The organism is Chloroflexota bacterium, assembly GCA_026389585.1.
Taxonomy (GTDB): Bacteria; Chloroflexota; Dehalococcoidia; order UBA2247; family RBG-13-53-26; genus JAPLHP01.
This window is the reverse complement of the sequence record JAPLHP010000035.1, coordinates 18,254-38,541: the sequence shown is the minus strand read 5'-3', so window position 1 is coordinate 38,541 and position 20,288 is coordinate 18,254. Positions and strand designations below refer to the sequence as shown.

The following is a 20,288-nucleotide window of genomic DNA, read 5'->3' as shown; positions in this document are numbered from 1 at the left end:
AGTCGCTGTCGATGGTCTTGACAATATACACGTAGCTTATGGGACATATTCAGATCTTGGTTCATGGAGGAGCTTAGGCAACGGGATACGGTGGAGAGAGAAGACTCAAGCTGGTTGGCAAGGAGAGGCATCTATCTCCAGCAGCAAGGCTTGGGTCAGGGCACCTTCAATAGCTATAGATGGAAGTAACAATGTTCATATTGTCTGGATCAATACGCCTAACCAGTACTACGATGTTCATTACCTCAAGCGAACCTCTTCCGGATGGGGAAGCGAAATTAACATCACCCAGAATTCCTATTCCGAATCACCTTCCATTGCTATAGATTCCGCAAGCAATGTTCATGTTGTTTGGAAAGACCATGTTAACAGCCAAAACTACATTAGATACAGGGAAATAACCGATACTCTGCAACCTACTAAAGATTTGGAAGGACCAACACCCTATTTGCAGGATGTACCAACTATTTCCGTCGATAATCAGAATCACCTCAATGTGCTTTGGAGCGGTTTGAGCGACGCTTCCCCATTCCTTAAACAAATCAGATCCAGAACGTATACAAGTTCATGGCAGCCTGTACTGGAGATTACCTCCTCCCCCACCGATGACCAGAATTTTCCAAACTCCATGTGGTCATTTTATCCAATAGTAGATGGAGTTAAGACCAATGTTTCTCCAGATGGATACACCTTTATCTGGATGGATTGGACGACGATCAGGTACAATCCTAGTTCTTTGAATATAGGCGATCGCGTCACTACCACCGCAACGCTCAACGTGAGAAGTAGTGCCGCGCTGGGAAACAACACCATTGCCACCCTGCCCAAAGGCAGCACCGGCACGGTTCTCGGCGGCCCTGAGACAAGCGGCGTCTACACATGGTGGAGGATTGCCTATGATGCAGGCAGCATAACCGGCTGGTCAGAAGGCGATGTCCTCCATTTCGCTTCCAGCCAGGACAGCAGTGCTCCCGCGTACTTCTCAACTCTGTGGGTCAGGGAGACTATCAAGTGGACCGAGAACTACTATACGTGGGACAACTGGACCCATCTCTGTCTCCAGTTTGCCGCAAACGCTTTTATGCTGGAGCCAAACCCTCCGGTGGAGGGCAAATCGGGGTGGCACTCGGCGTATCTCGCAGCGGAAGACCTGCCGCGGTTCGACCAAGGCCCGCAGGGCTGGTTAGATGCGCCCAAGGGAGCCCTCATACTCTTCCTGGGAGCAGATGGCAACGTAGACGGCCACGTGGGGATCTACCTGGGCGATGGGAAGATGGTCCATGCCTACGTCACTGTCAAGGCAAACACCGTTGGCGAGGCCGAGGGTTTGCCTGAAGTGGGACCCTATATTGGCTGGTCTTACCCGCCGGAGGAATGGCAACCTGATCTGACAGCGTATGAGCTCAAGGATTTGGAGGACATAGTAAATCGCCGTTTGCAGCAGCAGGTTACCTATCCTTCCAATCTTCTGAACGCCGAATCGTTCCCGGAGGGTGTGACTGCGGTCTGGACCGACTTTACATCGTGGATAACGCGAACGAATCTGAAGGACATGTACTACGACTTCTACCTTGGTGGCATCAACTACGATGGTTTGAGAGTCAACGCGCTGATCGAAGCGCGAAGGGCAGTGAAGAATGGAAACTTGGGCCGTGCCCAGGAGTATCTACGCAAGTCTGAGACCTATGAAAGACTCTCAAATATGAACTTCCAGGCAGCGAATGAGGTCTTCCTAGGGAATCTGGATGCAGGAGAAACTATTGCTCAGGGAATAGAGGATGGCTGTCAGGCTTCCGTGAAGTTCGGGTTGACCTTCGTCAACCCGGAGGCTGCCAAGTTGGCAGACGTCTTTTATGATGCAGTAGATTTCGGTCTCGACTCCTACCTGAGTGGTGAAGATGAAGCAGTCAAGAACTTCGTAATAGAGCAGGCGATTGAGGCCGTGTTTAACAAGATGCCGTTCGAGAAGCTGGGAGGCAAAACGCTGTCCGATTGGATGGCAAACCGGACAGGGAAGTTGATCTTCCCCGAATTGAGCAGGCTGGTGGCCAGCCAGGAGTTTCAATGGGCCATCTCTAGAATCGTGAAGGAAGCCGTGCCAACTATTGCTGAGAGCGTTGTGACAAACACCGTGAAGGCTGTTGTGGACAAGACGCAGAGTATGGTCAGTACCCTGGAGGTGCAGCTACATAGCCCTGGTGAGTTGAGGGTGTACGACTCCGTTGGGCAAGTCGTAGGAGTGGTTAATGGTGCCATAGAGTGCCAGATACCACAATCGATGTACTGTGACGAGACAGTGGTCATCTTCTGCCCTCAAGACACCTACCACTATGAAGTCGTGGGCACTGGCGAAGGAACATACGGACTTGAGGTGACTTGGGTACTGGGTGGAACAACTAGCACCTTCAATGCTACCGATATTCCCATAGCACTTGGAGCAGTGCATCACTACGCCGTCGACTGGAGTGCACTATCGCAGGGCGAGCAAGGGGCGACTCTCGACATAGATTCCGATGGTGACGGCGCTATTGACACGAGTTTAGCCGCCGATGCTGAGCTTACTCATGAGGAGTTTCTATCAGCTACCGCAAAAGAAGAAGGGCTGCCCTCATGGATTTGGATCGCTGTTGGTGCAGGAGCGGTGGCTGTCGTCGTGGGTGTTGTCCTGATGGGGAGAAGGCTGAGCCGCAAGCCGGCTGTGTCGAAATAGGAATGTAGCCGAATCCGATCTGAGCATTTTCCTGAGTGAGACATCTGTTGTTAGTGCCAAGCTAAAGGAGGCCAAAATGAAGCAACGTGTGAAACTGGTCACGATCCTGATTGCCTTTGTTGTGATCGCTCTGCTGACATCCTTGGTCATGCCCGTGGTGACCTCACAACCAGTCACCGCCGACACCACTGTTGGCGGCCAGATCACCTCTGACACAACCTGGACCAAGGCAAACAGCCCGTACATCGTTGGTAGCGGAGCACTGATCTCACCAGGAGTCACCCTCACCATCGAACAAGGTGTGGTAGTCAAGTTCATTTCAGCAAGGGGCATGCAGGTTGAAGGCCAGTTGATCGCCAGAGGGACCGTTTCAGAGCCAATAGTATTCACCTCAGACCAGCCATCTCCAGCACCTGGAGATTGGGTGAACATACTCTTCATGGACAGCAGCGTTGACGCTGTTTACGATGGATCTGGGAACTATGTCAGCGGTAGCATTATGCAGTATTGCGCTGTAGAATACGGGGGCAACAGCAACCTTCCAGCACTAAAGATCGTAAAGTCTTCCCCATTTATCGATCACTGCACAGTCAGAAACAACGCCTCTTCTGGAATCTATGTAGAAGGCGAGTACATTTATAGTGCAGCGGCGGTCAACGGCCTCCCGCGGATAGTCAACAATACCGTCACCGGTAACGCAGGACATGGCATCTACGCTGGTTGGAACTATAGTTGGGACGCCAAATACGGCACATGCATTATCACAAACAACACCGTCTCCGGCAACTCCGCCAACGGGATATTATCTTATAGGGGCATAGTCGGCATCATCGGCAATACAGTTGCCAGTAACTCGGGCATCGGAGTCCAGTCCAGCGGCGGCACAGCAGTCATTACCGGCAATACGGTCTCTACCAATTCTGGTGGCGGAATCTATTCAGGCGAAGGTACGGTGACCATCAGTGGCAATACCATCTCTGGCAACACAAGTAGTGGGATTACTATTTCGAGTAATAGCACAGCCACCATTAGCGGTAACAATATCTCTGGGAACTCGACTCAGGGCTCTGGTGGCGGAATCTGTGCCTACGACAGCACGGTTGTCATTAGTGGTAACAGTATCTCTGGGAACGTGGCTCAGTATTCCGGTGGTGGGATCTACACCTATACCTACAGCAGTGCATATATAGAGATCAGTGGCAATACCGTCTCCTACAACGCGGCCTCTTCTGAAGGCGGGGGAATCTACAGCTACGGCAATGTCGTCTTCCTTGGCTACAACGACATCATAAGTAACTCAATGACTTCGGGCAATGGCAAAGGCGGTGGTGTCTACGTCTCAGGGCAGCCTGTCCTCAACTTCAACAACATCCATGGTAATACTCCTTACGATGTCTATGATGCCAACGCGCAAGGCTCGCCGCACGTTGATGCCACCTCTAACTGGTGGGGTACGGTTGACGAGGTCACCATTCAGAGCCACATTTGGGACTGGTATGACCATGCCAGCCTGGGGATTGTGGACTACAACCCCAGTCGCACCGGTTCAGCACCACTTACCTCTTTCCCTTATCAACCCACCAACATTGCCCCCAGCAGTGGAGCCTACAACATAACTGCTACTCCTACCCTTCAGTCGTCCCCGTTCTCCGATGCTGACTCGGGCGATGCACATGCAGCGTCTCAATGGCAGGTCGCCCTTTGGCCAAGTAACTACATGGGCTACCCGGATTGGCCAGCGCCAGCCTTTGACAGCGGTACAGATAATGTCAATCTTACTCAAGTCATCGTTCCTACTGGAAGACTGAGCTTTGGTACCTTCTATGGCTGGAGGGTTAGGTATCAGGACAACCACGGTGCGTGGTCGAGGTGGTCATCACCCACCTCTTTCACCACTCTGTATGACTACAGTCCACCCACAACCCCCACGGTTGCAGACGATGGAGATTGGACCACGAGCAAGACACAACTTCACGCTGCATGGAACTCATCGGATCCAGAATCAGGCATCGCCGAATATCAATATGCCATAGGGACCTCAGCAGGAGGCACTGACGTGGTGGATTGGACTTCTGCCGGAACATCCACCGAGGTAACCCACAGTGGCTTGAGCCTAAATGTCGGGACCACCTATTACTTTAGTGTCAAAGCCAAGAACGGGACTGGAGGCTGGAGTTCCGTCGGAACAAGCAACGGGATAACCATCTCTGATAGCACTGCCCCGACCACTCCAGTCGTGACAGACGATGGAGCAAATACCACCAGCACCACCCAACTTCACGCCTTGTGGAGTTCATCTGATAGCGAATCAGGCATCGCTGAGTATCAGTACGCTATCGGCACTTCAGCGGGAGGGACCGATGTGGTTGGCTGGACTTCAGCCGAAACGAACACCGAGGTCACCAGGACCGGTCTCAGCCTGACTTGGGGAACCTCCTACTACTTTGCGGTCAACACCAAGAACGGGCATGGCCTTTGGAGCGAAATCGGGGTGAGCAATGGAATAACCGTTTCAGACCCAACACCACCGACCACTCCCGTAGTCACCGATGACGGGGATACGACAAGCAATCCTACCCAGCTCCATGCTGCCTGGAGCTCGTCTGACCCTGAGTCCGGCATCGCCGAATATCAATATGCCGTAGGGACCTCAGCGGGTGACACTGACGTCGTCGGCTGGACTTCAGCCGGAACGAACACCGAGGTCACCAGTACCGGCCTCAGCTTGACCTGGGGGGCTACCTACTACATCTCTGTGAAAGCAAAGAACAACGCCGGGAGCTGGAGTTCGATGGGAACAAGCAATGGGATAGCTGCCTACACCTTGCCTGTAGCTGATTTCTCTGCTGCACCTACTGAATGTCTGCCAAGCCAGGTGATCGCCTTCACCAGTCTCTGTTCAGGTGGGAAACCACCTTTGATCTATGCCTGGGACTTCAACAATGATGGCACTGTTGACAGCACCGACCAGAACCCAACTCATTCCTATGCCAGTTCAGGCACTTACACCGTCTCACTTAAAGTGACTGATGCTGACGGCAAGACTGATACTGAGACGAAGACCAACTACATCACCATAATTAAAGCGGCGACACAGGAGGACGTCACTGCTCAGGGAGGCAGAGTTGAAACGACTGACGGCCAAATCGCCACTGAATTCCCCGCTGGGTGCCTCGGCGACACAGCCACGGTCACTATCAAACAACTGCCAGCCTCCTCTGCTGCCACTGCTCCTCAGGGGTTTAGAGTAGGCAACACCTGCTTTAGGGTAGAGGTTATTGGTGTTGATGGCGTTGCCATGACCACTTTTGCTGAGCCGATCACCATCACGGTCAAATACACAGACGAAGATGTAACTGCGGCAGGAGACGACCCCAACAACCTGGTTCTGGCCTACTGGGATGAGGCTGCAGGGGAGTGGGTGACACTGCCTACCACCGTCGATACCACTGAGATGACGCTGAGTACCACCACCTCCCACCTCAGCCAGTGGGCTATCCTGGCAAAGACTCCCAGCGAAAGCCTTGCGGGGTGGATTTGGATTGTTGTTGGCATTGGGGCAGTCTTGGGAGCAGGTATTCTGGCCTACTTCATTCGCAGGAGGCTGGTAAGACAGTAGCGGGGAGCCAGCTATGAACCTTCAGAGAATGGGCAGAGATGTCCACCACGGTCTTCTGTGCATGGGGAATGCGATTACGCGATTAGAGCTGACACCAGATTGCTGAAGGAAGACAAGGTATTGTTGCCAAATAGGTATTGCCTGGATATGGTATGGTCACGCACGTCCTGAATTCAGGCTGACGGAGGAATGGAGGGATGAAAACGATTCAGAATGAGAAAATCCTGATCACTGGCCCCACGGGTCAGATTGCCTTTCCCTTGGCTGTAGAGCTTGCCAGGAACAATGAGGTCTGGGGGATCGCGCGGTTCAAGGACCAGGCCAAGCGGCAGCGGCTGGAGGCGTTGGGAATCATCACGCGCGCCGTGGACCTGTCCAATCCGGATTTTCACGAACTGCCAGATGACTTCACTTGCGTTATTCATCTTGCTGCCTTCATAGGAGGCAAGCCCAACTTCGACCGCGCCTTGAGCGTTAATGCCGAGGGGACGGGTCTCCTGATGAGCCATTGTCGCAAGGCACGCGCCTTCTTTAGCATGTCAACCTGCTCAATCTATGGCCTGCCGGAAGATCCTTACCACCCGGTCAAGGAGTCAGACCCACTATGCGGGGACCCACTGCCACAATCTCCTACGTATGCCGTCTCGAAGACGGCGCAGGAAGCGGTGGCAAGATTTGCGGCGCGCCTGTGGAATCTGCCTACCACAATTGCAAGGATGAATGTTTCTTATGGGCCAAACGGAGGGTTACCTGCATACCAGTTCGATTCGATGCTGGCTGATAAGCCAATCCCGATTTTGGCAGATCGGCCTTCGGTGTGCAGTCCCATTCACCAGGATGATATCAATGCCCAGATTGCAGGATTGCTCGCCGCGGCGAGCGTTCCGGCCACGATCGTCAATTGGGGAGGAGACGATCCGGTGGATGTGGAGACCTACTGCGGTTACATGGGAGAGATTGCAGGACTGAACCCCAAGTTTCAGCGCATCCGTGATGCCGTCAGACAGACAGTGACTGATAACACCCGCCGCAGAGAGTTGGTTGGCGATTGCCGGGTGCAATGGCGGGAGGGGATGCGTCAGATGATTGCAGCACGCCATCCCGAACTGAAACTGACGGCCTAGTCGGCCAGGAGGCAGAGCCGCTGCGCACCTGGGATGGCCCCACCAGCGGACTCTTTGCAGAGCTTAAGGCTGTCAACCGATTCCAAATTGTTTTGATAAATGTAGCGTGCGGTGATACCATATTTCTAGTCTAAGTGAACTCACCTTGCAGGCTGGATCTACCCATAGTAGGCCTGCCTTCCTAATTTCGGGATGGAGGTTTGACCGATGATCAAGCATGTCAAGATTCCTGACAGATGGGACTTGGAAGTGGATCTGGTGGCGGCTGGATCGAGCACCGGCGGGCTCACTGCTGCCATCATGGGCCATGACCTGGGTCTCAAGACTGTAGTTCTGGAAAAGGCAGATGTCCTTGGCGGAGGCACTGCCCTTTCGGGAGGCGTCATCTGGATACCGTTCAACCAGCACATGCTGGCGGACGGCATCAGCGATTCCCGCGATGAAGCACTGATGTATATCCGCCGGGTGAGCATGGGACACCATGATGAGGCGCTTCTGGCTGCCTATCTGGATAACGGTGCGGAGATGGTTCGCTATGTGGAGGAACACACCCCTTTGAAGATGGCGGTGGAAACCGATGCCAGTCGCACCGAATATTGTGCGGATGTCCCCGGCGGGAAATGCATGGGACGCAAGATCTGGCCTGATCCCAAGATCATGCCGCCGATACTGGAGCAGGCGGAGAAGGCTCATCCTATAGTTGCCAGGGTACGTAAGGACCCGGTCAAATATCTTATCGGGCCGCGTCCTCCCTGGGTCCAGGGGAGGGCCCTCATAGGCAGTCTCGTTCTAGGCTGTGTCGACCGGGGTATCGAGATACTCACCAATGTTCGGGGCAAAGAGTTGATAGTCCATGATGGTAGAGTAATCGGATTGCTGGCAGAGCGCGGCGGACGTGACTTCTATGTGAAGGGCAAGAAGGGAGTTCTGCTGGCCACCGGCGGCTTTGAGTGGAATGAGGAAATGAACAAGAGATTCATCTACTCTCCACCCTTGCATGCCTACACGGCACCTTCCAACGAGGGAGACGGTCATATTATGGGAATGGAGGTTGGCGCTGCCGTTGCACTCATGGATCATAGTATCTTCCAGCCCGGGTTCAATCTTCCCGGCGAAGTCGTAGAGGGGGGCAAGCCGTTCTACCGCCCTTTCATCTATGGCTATCCGAATATGATCATGGTGAACCGCTTTGGCAAGCGCTGCTGTGATGAGTCCTTCTATCCGGATATGGGCAGATCCTTCCTCGTCTATGATCGAATCAGCGGGGAGTTTGCGAACTGGCCGATATTCTGGATATGTGATCAGGCCTTCAGGGATTATATGCCGGTGATGAACCTGAAGAGAGGCACTGAAATTGCCGAGTGGATGAAGCGCGGTGAGACACTGCCGGATCTGGCCAATGCGCTGGGCATTCCAGCCGATAATCTGGTGGAGACTGTAGCGCGATTCAACAAATTTGCCAAAGAGGGGAAGGACCCCGACTTCCATCGTGGAGAGAGCACCTTCGACCTTCAGTGGGGCGAAGCCGTGTTCCCCGGCCGTGGGGCAGCCTCTGTCCTGGGTCCGCTGGAGAAACCGCCATTCTATGGTGTCAAGTTGGGCTTGACCACAGCGGGTAACCTGGGAGGATTGATAACCAACAGTGATGCCCAGGTGATCGACGTTCGAGGGAGTGTCATACCCGGCTTGTACTGTACCAGCAATACGCAGGCTATGCTGCCATTGGGGCACCACTACGACAGCGGTGCGGCCCAGGGCAAGAGCATGATCTTCGGCTATGTTGCTGCCAGGCACATGGCCCGGGGAGCGGCGAAACCGAAGTAGTCACAGGTCATGCTCATGATGTGACAGGAAAGGGGGCTATCGTGGCCGATATGAAGAATTTGGAAGCCAGAATAGAGAGACTGGAGCGTATCATAGCTGCCAGGGAGGATATTGAGTCCATCAGAGAGCTGAAGTACAAGTACTTCCGCTGTCTGGACACCAAAAGATGGAATGAGCTGGCGGAGTGTTTCACGGAAGATGCAGTCACCAGCTATTCCGATGGGAAATATCAGTTCCAGGGCGTATCTGCGATCATCGAGTTTCTCAGCGGGGCCCTGGGCCAGACACAGATCACGTTTCATCACGGGCACCACCCGGAGATCGAATTGACCAGTGAGACGACGGCCAGAGGCACTTGGGCCCTGGAGGACTATCTCGTTGACTGTAAAAGGAACCGCGGCGAGAGAGCGGCTGCCTTCTATCAGGATGAGTATGCGAAGGTGAACGGAAAGTGGAAGATAAAATCCACCGGGTACAGGCACGTCTTTCAGGAGAGGTGGGATAGAGGGGAATCCAAGAGTTTGAAGCTCACGGCGAACATGCATGCATCGTCAGAAAAGCAAGGGTGAAGGCTGACTTAAGCGCGATTATCGAAAGGGGGAATTGAAGTTATGGCAACCAATGAGGCCTATATCAAGCTGGCGGAGAGGGGTGGGCACGCTGATTCAGAGTTGCTGCACAGGATACTGGAAGCAGCCATGACGCCGGAGGAGGCCCGTTTTCTTTTTGAACTACCGGCACTGAATGCAGACTTGGCGGCCAAATTCAATATGAGCGAGAAGGCTGTTGAGGAGAAGATTCACCTGCTGGCACGAAGGGGCCTGGTAGTGTCATCAAGGAAAGGGTCCCGCTTCCCTCGTGATCTGGGAACACTTCATGACAATATACTGGCCAGTGACCCGAAGTACATTCCGGCCGGGATCGGCAAACTCTGGATGGATTTCTATGAGGCTGGCTGGTGGCGCGAGATAGTGAATGGGCTCACCACGCTGCCTACTCCTGCCCTCAGGGTAATTCTGCCCATGAAGACTGCGCCGGCGGGTGTAAGGCTTTTGCCTTGTGAGAGTGCTGAGGAGATAATCAAGGCTCATAAAGACCTGATCAGCATACGCCGCTGCTGCTGCCGGGTGGGGGCCCAGATGGTGGATAAGGCGGCGTGTAAACACCCGGTGTTCACCTGCACGCAGTTTGGACGGAGGGCAGAATATGATCTGTACCGGGGCAGTGGGAAGAAGGTTTCCGTCGATGAGGCCATGACCATTCACTATTCCGCTACCGAGGCGGGATTGGTGCCCACAGTGACCAATATGTCCGTCATGGAGGGTTTGGAGTTTATCTGCTACTGCTGTGGCGATGCCTGTCTGGTACTGAACCCCATTATTCGGGCTGGCAAGGTAGCCCCGGCTCTTGCCCCCAGCCGTTTCCTGGTTAAGGTGGATAACAAGGCCTGCAATGGCTGTGAGGAATGTGTGCCCTGGTGCTTTTTTGGCGCTATTGAGATGAAGAAGCCCCGCGGCTTCAACACAGCGAAGGCCGTTATCAATACTGAGAAATGTGTTGGCTGTGGCATTTGTGTCCTCAAGTGTGGGCTGGGAGCCATGGCAATGGAGATGGTGAAACCTCAGGAGTTTATCCCTGAGATCCTGACTGGGCCGTCATCTATCATTCACTGATTGAATAAATAGAGGACTTCTTTCAACCCCTGCTGGTTCAGCAGTCAGGGCTCCTGCGCTGCTGAACCAGTTTTCTTAACCTGGTTCTGGCTGAGCTGGGGCTTATCTGATTATCGCCGAGGGATTGGATAATCCTGGCTACCTGGTCTTCTATGCCGAGCGTGGTCAGCCAGCTTTTCTGTCCCACCTTGATTGGGGGTTCGATAAATATTCCCAGCCCCCAGCCCTGCTTCAGGGACTCCGACAGTTCCTTTGCTGGCCTGTTGAGCAATTCTCGTTCTTCCTCGGTCAGCAGTTCATTCTCCAGAATCTTTTCACAGTGGTAGAGCCTGCATTTTGCGGGGCGGTATTCGTAGATCGGGCAGGCATCGAATCTGTCGGAATAGAATTCGCATCCAATTCTCCGGCAGCACTGCCCGTGACAGGTCCTGCATATCTCTGCAGCGTACTTGCCCAGCATCCTGGTGGCTTCAGCCGCCTGTGCCCCAAAGAGGGTTTCAAATTCGTTGTCTGTAAGGAATGTGCGCCTTGCTGCGTTTGGGATAGGCATGGTGATTAGTTTAGTGGCAGGCTCCCGTGGGATTGATCAAAGCAAAGACGGCTAAATCTGGCGTCCGGCATCGTATCCGGCGGTGATGGCGGCCATAACTGTGCCCTGTCCTTCACCAGCAACGCCGCTGGCGTCTCCTATTGTGTGAGTTACAATGCCTTTCCTCTCCGCCACTTCAGCCAGGAACGCATTTGGACGTCTATCACTGGCCAGAACAATGGTATCGATATGCGGCAGCCTCTCCCTCTTGCCGCCACTGACCATCCAGACCTCATCGTTGGGCAGGACCTCGACCTTCTCGACGTTTTTGTACCGTTTCACACCCTTATCTATTAATCTTCCGATGAGGAAGCGTCTGTCACTGGAAGCCATTTTCTCGGCGAAGTGTGCCTCTCTCTCTACCACATAGACCGCCTTGCCCTTTTCTGACAGATAGTCTGCTGCTTGCAGGCCGATCTGATCGCCCCCGACAATGAGAACGTTGTCTCCTGTTAATCGCTCTTCCTCTATGAGGTCATCCACCATCACCGGTTCGATATCCTTGATGTTTCCCAGGCCGTCGACGAACCCCAGCGGTACTTCGGGCAGGCTGCCGGTGGCTATCACCAGCACATCAGGTCCAATCTGGTCCAGCAGTCTTTCATTAACCGGCGTGTTCAGGCGGATCTCCACCCCCATTTTGTTGAGCTGTCTTTCATACCAGGGGAGGATATCCCCTATTTCCTGTCTCTGGGGCATTTGGGCGGCAAGGCTGAGCTGCCCACCTATCCGGCCCCTGCTCTCGCACAATATGACCTCGTGTCCGGCGAAGGCTGCCCTTCTGGCTGCCTCCAATCCGGCACAGCCTGCCCCGGCCACCAGGACTTTCCTCGACGCAGCTTTTCTCTCGCCTTCAATCTCCTTCAGGAGGTATTCTCTGCCTACCCTGGCGTTTACAGCGCAGCTTGCCTCCCCATACCTGAGGATTCCTTCGATACACCCCAAACACTCTGCCAGGCAGGGGCGTATATCGGCGATATCCCCCTTTCTGGCCTTTTCTACCATCTCTGGGTCGGCTATCTGTGCCCTGGCCATGACCACCAGGTCTGCCTTTCCTTCCCTGATTATTCTCTCAGCCACAACAGGGCTCTTGATACGCCCTGTGACTATGACGGGAATGGACACGTATTTCTTGACCTCTTGGCTGAATTGAGCGAAGATCCCCTGCTCCTGATACATAGGCATGATAGTGTAGTGCAGGGTACCCATCGAAGCGGCCCCGGCCGATATGTTGATGTAGTTGATGCCCTCCTTCTCCAGGATGGGGGCCAATCTGCATAGCTCCGGCAAGCGCCAGGCTCCCTGAGGTATAAAATCGTCGCCGTTTAACCGCACGCCCAGAGGGACTCTGTGCCCGATCCTTCCTCTTATAGCCTGTATGACCTCCAGCAGGAACCTGATCCTGTTCTCGAAGCTGCCGCCATAATCGTCAGTTCTACGGTTGTAGTAAGGGGTGAGGAAGGTATTTATGAGGTAGCCATGTCCGCCATGAATCTCTATGAAGTCGAACCCCACCGTTAAGCATTGTTCTGCTGCGGTGGCGAAGGCAGTGGCATACTCTTTCAATTCATCTCCGGAGGCCTCTCTCAGTGGAAGGCCAAACTGGGCCAGTTCTGGGATCACAGAGGCGCACACGGACTCCTGGGGCAGGTGGGCGAGGCCTGCATGGTTTAACTGAGCTCCGAATTTGACATCATACTCATGAACTGCCCTCACCATCCGTTCCAGGCTGGGCAAGACTCTTTCTTCCCAGATAGGAACCATCTTGATGGTCTTCGGGTCGGCTGTGCCGGTGGGGTGCACTGGTGTGGCGCCGGTTATGATCATGCCTGGCCGACTGCGGGCTCTCTCCACGAGGAATTCGGTGAGCTGTTCAGTCACGCATCCATTGTCAGCGATGCCGAATCCCGGGTCCATAGCAGACATGACGATCCTGTTCTTCACTTCCATCGGGCCTATCATCAGGGGTTGGAAGAGATGCTTCAGCTTTTCCAGGGGGATTCTCCTTGAATCTGGTCTACCACGAAGTTTCTCAGGGTTCCGATCTTCTCTATCTTTACTTCAACCACATCGCCTGGATTCATGCGGCCAATGCCTGATGGAGTTCCTGTGGCGATGACGTCTCCTGGCAGCAGCGTCATTACTCCTGAGATGAAGCTTATCAGTTCAGATACGCCAAATATGAGGTCGCTGGTGCGGCCCGACTGACGAAGCTCGCCATTGAGGTGGGTCTCTACCTTGAGGTCGTCCGGGTCAATATCGGTCTCGATCCAGGGACCTATCGGAGCAAAGGTGTCGAAACACTTGGCTCTCGTCCACTGGCCATCTGCCTTCTGAGCGTAGCGTTCTGAGACGTCGTTCACACAGGTGTAGCCCAGTACACAATCCTTTGCCCTTTCCAGTGGTATGTCCTTTGTACGCCTGCCGATAACGATGCCCAACTCCGCTTCGTAGTCCACGCGGCGCTTGGGCAGAGACGGAAGTACAATCTTATCGTCAGGGCCGATAACTGCCGTGGACGGCTTGAGAAAGATGAGCGGTACAGGGGGTATGGGCAGTCCGGTCTCTTCGGCATGGCTGCGGTAGTTCACTCCCAGGCACACGATCTTTGAGGGACTGCATGGGGTGAGGAGTCTCACCTTGTCCAGACTATGTGCATTGCCATCAAGCTTCGGGGAATAGTTATGAGCACTGGACCGGGCGAAGGGACTGCCTTGGAGACTGCGGATGATAGTTCCTTCCAGTAAACCATATTTGACCTTGCCCTGAACCGCAAAGCGGACGATTCGCAACTTCAGCTCCTCTTTTTTGTTGTTTATTATAGTCCCATTCCTGTTCCTGATGCCATTATGAGGCGTAGGCGTTTTCTGATAGACAGTTCGGGGAATCGAAGGTATCATTATTGTGTTGTAGGGGTACTGAGCAGGCGTTGGAGGCTGCCGGTACCATATGGTTCGGCAAGAAGAGTGCAAAGAGAGCAAATATTGAGGGCAGGACAGACATGACGGCTGAGCTCGAAAGAAAGGTGGTGTAAATGGCAAGAGTATTAAAGGACTATAGTGGCCCGGTACGTCCCGTTATTCATCTGGAAGACCTTGACCAGGAGACCCTGGTGAATCTGGCAGGCCAGGCTGCCAGGGCTTACCAGCAGATTGATGGTCACTGGTATGACGCTGTGGCTAAGAGATATGGAGAGAAAATAGCCCAGGATCTGGACAAAGAGGTATGGCTGAGGAATATCCCGCCGACAGCCCTGCGTACTTTGCAAGCCCTCGGACATGAGGCCAAGGATATGGCTGCCATACTGAAGGTAACTCAGTTTCATCCTGCTGCCGGTGGCTGCCCGTATCTGTACGACTTCGAGGTCGAATTGAAGAGCCCGACCGTGGGCATAGTTAAGGTCACAAGATGCAAAGCTATGCGTGTCTACAGAGATAAAGGAGACATGGAGTTCGTCAGGGTTATGTGCCGGGACTGGGACATCCCCATGTTCGGGATGACCGGCACGGCGATTATCCCCAATGTGAAATGCAGACCCCTGGTAATTCCTCCATACGATGCCCCCTACGACAAGAAGGTGGAAGGCATTGATTGCATGTGGGAGTACACTATCGAACCAGAGAAGAAGAAAAAGTAGCTAACCTGGTAAGGCTAATAGTTCGATTGTGCTTGTCAACATTCTGCCAATTGATAGAGGCGAGAGCGTGCGCTCTCGCCTCTATTTAGCGCAAATATATGGAGGGACTTTCCCGCACGGATGACTTTCTCGTGCTCAGAGCACAGTTTCGGCGTGGAGTTCCTTCTCCCCTCTGAGAAAGACAACTGATATCCGGCTGCCTGGTGATAGTCCGGACACTGCCTTCTCCAGGTCATCGACATTATTGATGCGACGCAGGTTGATTTCGGTGATCACGTCACCCTTTTGCAGCCCTGCCCTCTCCCCCGCCGAGCCGGGCTTCACCGTGCCTACGAAGGCTCCGAATATAGGTACAGCTCCCACCTTTTGAGCTATCTTGCTGGCATCAGCTGCCTGTAGCCCGAGGGAGAGGTGCTGACCGTCGCCTTTCCCGGCCAGCAGTTGCTCCAGACGAGTGCGGTCGAAGCCGATGACCACCTGGTCATCTATCGTGATCACCGGAACTCCTCTTTGCCCTGTTTTCTCAATCATCTCTTTTGCAGCAGCCCTATCGAGGGATACATCGTGCTCGGTGAACTTGACTCCTTTTTGCGAAAGAAACTCTCTCGCCTGGTGACAGTAGGGTCAGGTCTGGGTGATGTAGAGTACAACGTTCATTCTGCCCTCCTTGATGATTTGATGCGGTTTGTATGAATATCCTGGTTCTTGGTGAATTACTTGCCGGATGCCGGGCGCAGTCTGGAGAATTCTTCGAACAGCTTTCGCTCTTGCTCTGAAAGTCGCTCTGGCAGAATCACCTTGACCTCGGCAAATAAATCACCGTGTTGCTGGGGCGTCTCCAGCCTGGGCATCCCTTTCCCTCTCAAGCGAAATACCCGGCCATTCTGTGTTTCGGGAGGAACTTTTAACATCACTCTGCCGTTGGGAGTGGGTACATCGACTTCTCCCCCCAGGACAGCAGTGGTTAGAGGGATATCCAGTTTGAGATAGAGGTTGCCCTCCTTTTGCTCAAAGAGATGGTGATGGGAAATATGCACTACGAGGTACAAATCACCAGCCGGCCCTCCGCCCATGCCCGACCCTCCCTGCCCTGCCAGCCGCACTCTGGAGCCGTCTTGTACTCCGGCGGGGATCTTAGCCTCCAGACGACGGACTCTGCCGCTCGCATCCTCCATCTGGAGAACTCTATTTGTGCCGTGGAAGGCTTCCTCCAGGCTTATATCTATCGGCTGCTCAAAGTCCTGACCTTTGCGAGATCGGGAGGCAGTCCGGAAGCGCTGTCTGGTCCCCATGTCAGGTTCCTCACCACCGAAGAAGTTGTAGAAGAAGCTCGAGAAATCTTCCTCTGTCATAGTTCTGGCCTGATAGCTACTGGTCTTGCCTGATCCGGGGGCAAACCCGTATTGGCGCCAGTCGAAGGGTTGGCCGCTGGCCTCACCACCTGCCTGCTGCCACTGCTCATAGTGTTTCCAGTTCGCGCCTAGCTCGTCGTATTTCTTCCGTTTCCCCTCGTCACCCAGCACCTCATTGGCCTCGTTGATTTCCTTGAACTTCGCCTCGGCCTCTTTGTTCCCCGGGTTGATATCGGGATGATACTTACGTGCCAGCTTGCGATAAACTTGCTTTATTTCTTTGGCTGTGGCCTTCTTATCCACGCCCATAATCTTGTAGTAATCTTTATAGTCCATATTCTCAATACTCCGTAGCTATGTCATATGTGACGACATGGTGTTCACGGTTGAAATTCCAAATGGACATCCAGGGAATCCTCAACTACTGATTTTACCATGCCCGGAGCTCCCCGCTTCTCATCTAACCGCTTGCTCATCGCCTTTTTCTAGCTGTGAATGGTTCTATTCAGACTCAAGGCCCTCTTCCTTTTGTAGCTGGCTGGCGATTGCACATTCATGCAGCCAATCAACCTGTCTGCAAGGTCCTGACAACCATCATGGAACTCGCAGCCGCGGCAGTCATTATTTATCTTACTACATGCCTGAGCCCAACGTTCAATCACCAGGTCGTCATGTTTCTTGGGATACCACCTGGACCATCTCCGTTGCGTCTCAGGGCGTTCTCTTGTTGCCTGCATCATTTCATTCACCTTGCCCGGTATCAGTCAGGATATCCCGCTTGGGTCCCTTCCCTCTTTTGGCAGAGCTGTGCCTGGCCAGCCATTCCTCGTACTTCTCCTTGTCCATACCTGCCAGGCAATCAGGCAGGTAGTTCTTGAACTCCTTGTGGGCGCCACATAACTGACATATGCCATCACTTACAGCGTCCCTGGCCATGCCAATCACCCAGTAATGCTGACATACCGCATTCGTTGGGCGTTCTTGTACCACATGATTTCTAGATATTGTCGCTGCTTCTCGTGTCATTTGTCATCCCCTTTGTAACCGTAGCTATTCTAAGATAGTCAATGGTATATGTATGCGACTTTTGTCTCCAACACCTGCAGGGCATACGGTGACCCACAAATCAACCAGCCTTGCTTGTGCATTTGCCGTTTGAGCAGAGAACGGGAATACTGCGGTTCATGTTGACATTGGAGATAGGTAACCCTAGAATCTAGCTGATACGATGAAAAAGAGCAGGATAGGGCTTCTCACGGGCGGGGGCGACTGCGCCGGGATCAACCCGGCCATGAAGTGGGTGGTCAAAACCGCACTGGATGACCGACTGCAGCGGGAAAGAGGCGTCCAGTACGAGGTTATTGGTATCCGGGATGGATGGAAGGGGCTGATCTACGCTGACCCTTCACGTGGAGATTTGCAGGAATACCTCGTGCCTCTGGATCAGAATGTGGTGCGGACCTGGGATAGACTGGGCGGGACCATGCTGGGAACTTCACGAACAAACCCCTGCAATCCAAAGGATGATCAGTCAAAGAAGGTGTTGGATAACATCGATAAACTTGGGCTTGAGGCCCTGGTAACTATTGGCGGTGATGATACTCTGGGAGTAGCCTCCAAATTGGCCCGGCAGGGTGTGAATGTTGTGGGCATCCCCAAGACTATTGATAAGGACCTCTGGGGAACTGACTATACGCTGGGATTTGAGACGGCACTGAGCGTGATCACAGAGGAGATTGACAGGTTGCGGACTACGGCTGGTTCTCATAAGAGGATGTTTGTAGTCGAGACTATGGGGAGGACTGCTGGCTGGTTGGCTCTGGAAGGCGGCGAATCCAGTGGGGCATTTATCATACTGATCCCGGAGTATGACTTCTCTATTGAGAAGGTGAATGAGCTGGTTCTGGAGGGAAGAAGGCAGGGTGCCAGATATGAGATTATTGTGGCGGCAGAGGGCGCCAAGCCGGCAGGAGGCTCCGAGTTTGTCAGAGAGGCTGGGGAAGACGGTTTTGGCCATAAGATCCTGGGCGGCATCGGTGAGTTCCTGGCCAATGAAATTACCAGTGCTACCAAACTGGAAACAAGAAGCATTGTCCTCAGCCACCTGCAGCGCGGTGGTGCTCCTTGTGCCTATGATCGGAGAATGGGCAGATATTTCGGCATTGCGGCCGTTGATCTAATTGAGAGGAAAGACTTTGGGAAGATGGTGAGCTACAAAAATGGCCGGATCACCTCTGTCCCGATCAAAGATGTTTTGGGGAAACTGAGTCTGGTGGATGTGAAGACACAATATGATACTGAGCGGTACAATGGTCGTAGGGCCATTCTTGCTGGTTAGTGTCCCGATGCCCGGGGATTCCAGGCCTGCTGAGAAGGACTTGGTGGGCGGGATACAGCGTGCCCCCAAGATTGGAGAAAGAGATGTCCATCACTTCTAAGAACATTGATACTCTAGTGGAGAGGGCTGTCTTTGCACCTGAAGAGGAGATCAGGGAGGAACATCGTTGGGAGATACGTAAACAGGCCTCCGCTCTGGGAATCTTCCCGGCCAGCATTCAAGGTCTGTATGAAGCTGCGGGCAGGGGGCTTTACCAGGGCATTACGGTCCCGGCGATAAACATCCGTGGCCTTACCTATCAGGTAGCCAGAGCGGTCTTCAGGGCTGCTTCAAAGCACAAGGTTGGGGCCTTTATCTTTGAGATTGCCCGTTCCGAGATAGGCTATACCAAACAGAAACCTGGAGAATACGCTGTCTGTGTGCTGGCTGCCGCTGTTAAAGAGGGGTTCAGGGGGCCGGTGTTTCTTCAGGGCGATCATTTCCAGGTCAATGCTGGCAAGTATGGCTCAGAGCCAGGAAAAGAACTGAAGGCTATTGAGGATCTGATACGGGAGTCAGTGGATGCCGGATTTTTGAACATCGATGTGGATGCCTCTACCCTGGTGGACTTGGAGCAGCAGGGCCTTGACAAGCAACAGGAGAGGAATTACCTCGTCACGGCTAATATGACCAGGTTCATACGCAGCATCGAGCCCAAAGGGGTGACTGTCTCTGTCGGCGGTGAGATCGGGGAGGTCGGAGGTAGAAACAGCACGGTGGAAGACCTCAGGGCGTTCGTGGCCGGGTATCGCCAGCTTCTAGGCTCGAATGTCAAGGGCATCTCCAAGATCAGTGTCCAAACCGGTACCACTCATGGCGGCGTGGTCTTGCCTGATGGATCTATTGCCAGAGTTGAACTAGATTTTAAGACCCTGGAGAAGTTGTCTAAGGTGGCACGAGAGGAGTATGGCATGGCCGGGGCTGTACAGCACGGGGCCTCCACTCTTCCTGACGAGGCATTTGGCCTTTTCCCGCAGGCTGGCACGGCTGAGGTGCATCTGGCTACGGGATTTCAGAATACCATCTATGATAGCCCTCATTTCCCCAAAGAGCTGTTGGGCAGTATTAATAATCACCTCCTGAACAACTATAGCAATGAGAGAAAGTCAGGGGAGACCAACGAGCAGTTCCTGTACAAGACCCGAAAGAAAGCCTTCGGGGATTTCAAGAAAGAAATCTGGGCCATCCCTGAAGGCAGCATCGCAGGGATCGGGGAAACACTCGAAAATCACTTTTCGTTCCTCTTTAAGAAGCTTAATGTGGTCGGGACTGTGGATCTGGTCAATAGGTTTGTTGTCGATCGCTCCTAATCCGCATGATAGTCTACCGCAGCCCTCTCCCCCGTCGATCTTCCAGGGGAAGCACCTGTCCATTCCATCTTCA

15 protein-coding genes and 1 pseudogene are annotated in these 20,288 nt (G+C 53.5%); 9 read left to right on the top strand and 7 right to left on the bottom strand.

Annotated elements, in window-relative coordinates; genetic code table 11:
- The first annotated feature begins 700 nt into the window (after positions 1-700).
- From NTZ04_03090 to NTZ04_03065, 6 genes are all read left to right on the top strand, one after another.
- Positions 701-2,710, top strand: coding sequence for a hypothetical protein (locus NTZ04_03090; GenBank protein MCX5991303.1), 2,010 nt, complete (start codon positions 701-703; stop codon positions 2,708-2,710).
- Positions 2,711-2,786: 76 nt separating this feature from the next.
- Positions 2,787-6,329: a right-handed parallel beta-helix repeat-containing protein gene (locus NTZ04_03085; protein ID MCX5991302.1), complete on the top strand. Its 3,543-nt coding sequence runs from the start codon at positions 2,787-2,789 to the stop codon at positions 6,327-6,329.
- A gap of 197 nt (positions 6,330-6,526) precedes the next feature.
- Positions 6,527-7,453 (top strand): NAD(P)-dependent oxidoreductase, encoded by a 927-nt coding sequence (locus NTZ04_03080; protein ID MCX5991301.1) that lies wholly within the window; start codon positions 6,527-6,529, stop codon positions 7,451-7,453.
- A 207-nt stretch (positions 7,454-7,660) separates the two neighbouring features.
- Positions 7,661-9,277 carry an FAD-binding protein gene (locus NTZ04_03075; protein ID MCX5991300.1) on the top strand — a complete coding sequence of 539 codons (1,617 nt, stop codon included), beginning with the start codon at positions 7,661-7,663 and terminating at the stop codon, positions 9,275-9,277.
- 50 nt (positions 9,278-9,327) lie between these two features.
- A complete protein-coding gene (locus tag NTZ04_03070) occupies positions 9,328-9,846 on the top strand; it encodes a nuclear transport factor 2 family protein (protein MCX5991299.1) in 519 nt (172 codons plus the stop codon).
- A 42-nt stretch (positions 9,847-9,888) separates the two neighbouring features.
- Positions 9,889-10,950: a 4Fe-4S dicluster domain-containing protein gene (locus tag NTZ04_03065; protein MCX5991298.1), complete on the top strand. Its 1,062-nt coding sequence runs from the start codon at positions 9,889-9,891 to the stop codon at positions 10,948-10,950.
- 37 nt (positions 10,951-10,987) lie between these two features.
- Here the strand turns inward: NTZ04_03065 and NTZ04_03060 are convergent, their stop codons facing one another.
- From NTZ04_03060 to NTZ04_03050, 3 genes are read right to left on the bottom strand one after another with little or no spacing between them, the layout of a single operon-like run.
- A complete protein-coding gene (locus NTZ04_03060) occupies positions 10,988-11,500 on the bottom strand; it encodes a hypothetical protein (GenBank protein MCX5991297.1) in 513 nt (170 codons plus the stop codon).
- A gap of 51 nt (positions 11,501-11,551) precedes the next feature.
- Entirely contained in the window at positions 11,552-13,504 is a 1,953-nt protein-coding gene (locus NTZ04_03055; protein MCX5991296.1) for an FAD-dependent oxidoreductase, read from the bottom strand.
- A 17-nt stretch (positions 13,505-13,521) separates the two neighbouring features.
- Positions 13,522-14,331, bottom strand: a complete 810-nt coding sequence (locus NTZ04_03050) for a fumarylacetoacetate hydrolase family protein (GenBank protein MCX5991295.1) — start codon at positions 14,329-14,331, stop codon at positions 13,522-13,524.
- Between the two features lie 242 nt (positions 14,332-14,573).
- On the opposite strand from NTZ04_03050, the gene NTZ04_03045 reads away from it, so the two are divergent.
- Positions 14,574-15,176 (top strand): DUF6125 family protein, encoded by a 603-nt coding sequence (locus NTZ04_03045; protein MCX5991294.1) that lies wholly within the window; start codon positions 14,574-14,576, stop codon positions 15,174-15,176.
- Between the two features lie 135 nt (positions 15,177-15,311).
- On the opposite strand, the gene NTZ04_03040 is transcribed toward NTZ04_03045, so the two are convergent.
- The 4 genes and pseudogenes from NTZ04_03040 to NTZ04_03025 all read right to left on the bottom strand — a co-directional run bounded on the left by NTZ04_03040 (position 15,312) and on the right by NTZ04_03025 (position 17,554).
- Complete coding sequence (locus NTZ04_03040) at positions 15,312-15,539, bottom strand: PDZ domain-containing protein (protein MCX5991293.1); 228 nt, start codon at positions 15,537-15,539, stop codon at positions 15,312-15,314.
- Positions 15,540-15,659: 120 nt separating this feature from the next.
- Positions 15,660-15,785, bottom strand: a pseudogene (locus tag NTZ04_03035) (glutaredoxin family protein).
- A 104-nt stretch (positions 15,786-15,889) separates the two neighbouring features.
- Complete coding sequence (locus NTZ04_03030; protein ID MCX5991292.1) at positions 15,890-16,864, bottom strand: J domain-containing protein; 975 nt, start codon at positions 16,862-16,864, stop codon at positions 15,890-15,892.
- Positions 16,865-17,269: 405 nt separating this feature from the next.
- Positions 17,270-17,554 carry a hypothetical protein gene (locus NTZ04_03025; protein ID MCX5991291.1) on the bottom strand — a complete coding sequence of 95 codons (285 nt, stop codon included), beginning with the start codon at positions 17,552-17,554 and terminating at the stop codon, positions 17,270-17,272.
- A 202-nt stretch (positions 17,555-17,756) separates the two neighbouring features.
- On the opposite strand from NTZ04_03025, the gene NTZ04_03020 reads away from it, so the two are divergent.
- Positions 17,757-18,866, top strand: a complete 1,110-nt coding sequence (locus NTZ04_03020; protein ID MCX5991290.1) for an ATP-dependent 6-phosphofructokinase — start codon at positions 17,757-17,759, stop codon at positions 18,864-18,866.
- A gap of 83 nt (positions 18,867-18,949) precedes the next feature.
- Positions 18,950-20,215, top strand: a complete 1,266-nt coding sequence (locus tag NTZ04_03015) for a class II fructose-bisphosphate aldolase (protein MCX5991289.1) — start codon at positions 18,950-18,952, stop codon at positions 20,213-20,215.
- Positions 20,216-20,288: the final 73 nt, after the last annotated feature.

Excerpts from the sequence above, each read along its gene's own strand:
- NTZ04_03090 (MCX5991303.1), top strand. The coding sequence starts at position 701 with ATGGATTGGACGACGATCAGGTACAATCCTAGTTCTTTGAATATAGGC.
- NTZ04_03085 (MCX5991302.1), top strand. The coding sequence starts at position 2,787 with ATGAAGCAACGTGTGAAACTGGTCACGATCCTGATTGCCTTTGTTGTG.
- NTZ04_03080 (MCX5991301.1), top strand. The coding sequence starts at position 6,527 with ATGAAAACGATTCAGAATGAGAAAATCCTGATCACTGGCCCCACGGGT.
- NTZ04_03075 (MCX5991300.1), top strand. The coding sequence starts at position 7,661 with ATGATCAAGCATGTCAAGATTCCTGACAGATGGGACTTGGAAGTGGAT.
- NTZ04_03070 (MCX5991299.1), top strand. The coding sequence starts at position 9,328 with ATGAAGAATTTGGAAGCCAGAATAGAGAGACTGGAGCGTATCATAGCT.
- NTZ04_03065 (MCX5991298.1), top strand. The coding sequence starts at position 9,889 with ATGGCAACCAATGAGGCCTATATCAAGCTGGCGGAGAGGGGTGGGCAC.
- NTZ04_03060 (MCX5991297.1), bottom strand. The coding sequence starts at position 11,500 with ATGCCTATCCCAAACGCAGCAAGGCGCACATTCCTTACAGACAACGAA.
- NTZ04_03045 (MCX5991294.1), top strand. The coding sequence starts at position 14,574 with ATGGCAAGAGTATTAAAGGACTATAGTGGCCCGGTACGTCCCGTTATT.
- NTZ04_03030 (MCX5991292.1), bottom strand. The coding sequence starts at position 16,864 with ATGGACTATAAAGATTACTACAAGATTATGGGCGTGGATAAGAAGGCC.
- NTZ04_03025 (MCX5991291.1), bottom strand. The coding sequence starts at position 17,554 with ATGACACGAGAAGCAGCGACAATATCTAGAAATCATGTGGTACAAGAA.
- NTZ04_03020 (MCX5991290.1), top strand. The coding sequence starts at position 17,757 with ATGAAAAAGAGCAGGATAGGGCTTCTCACGGGCGGGGGCGACTGCGCC.
- NTZ04_03015 (MCX5991289.1), top strand. The coding sequence starts at position 18,950 with ATGTCCATCACTTCTAAGAACATTGATACTCTAGTGGAGAGGGCTGTC.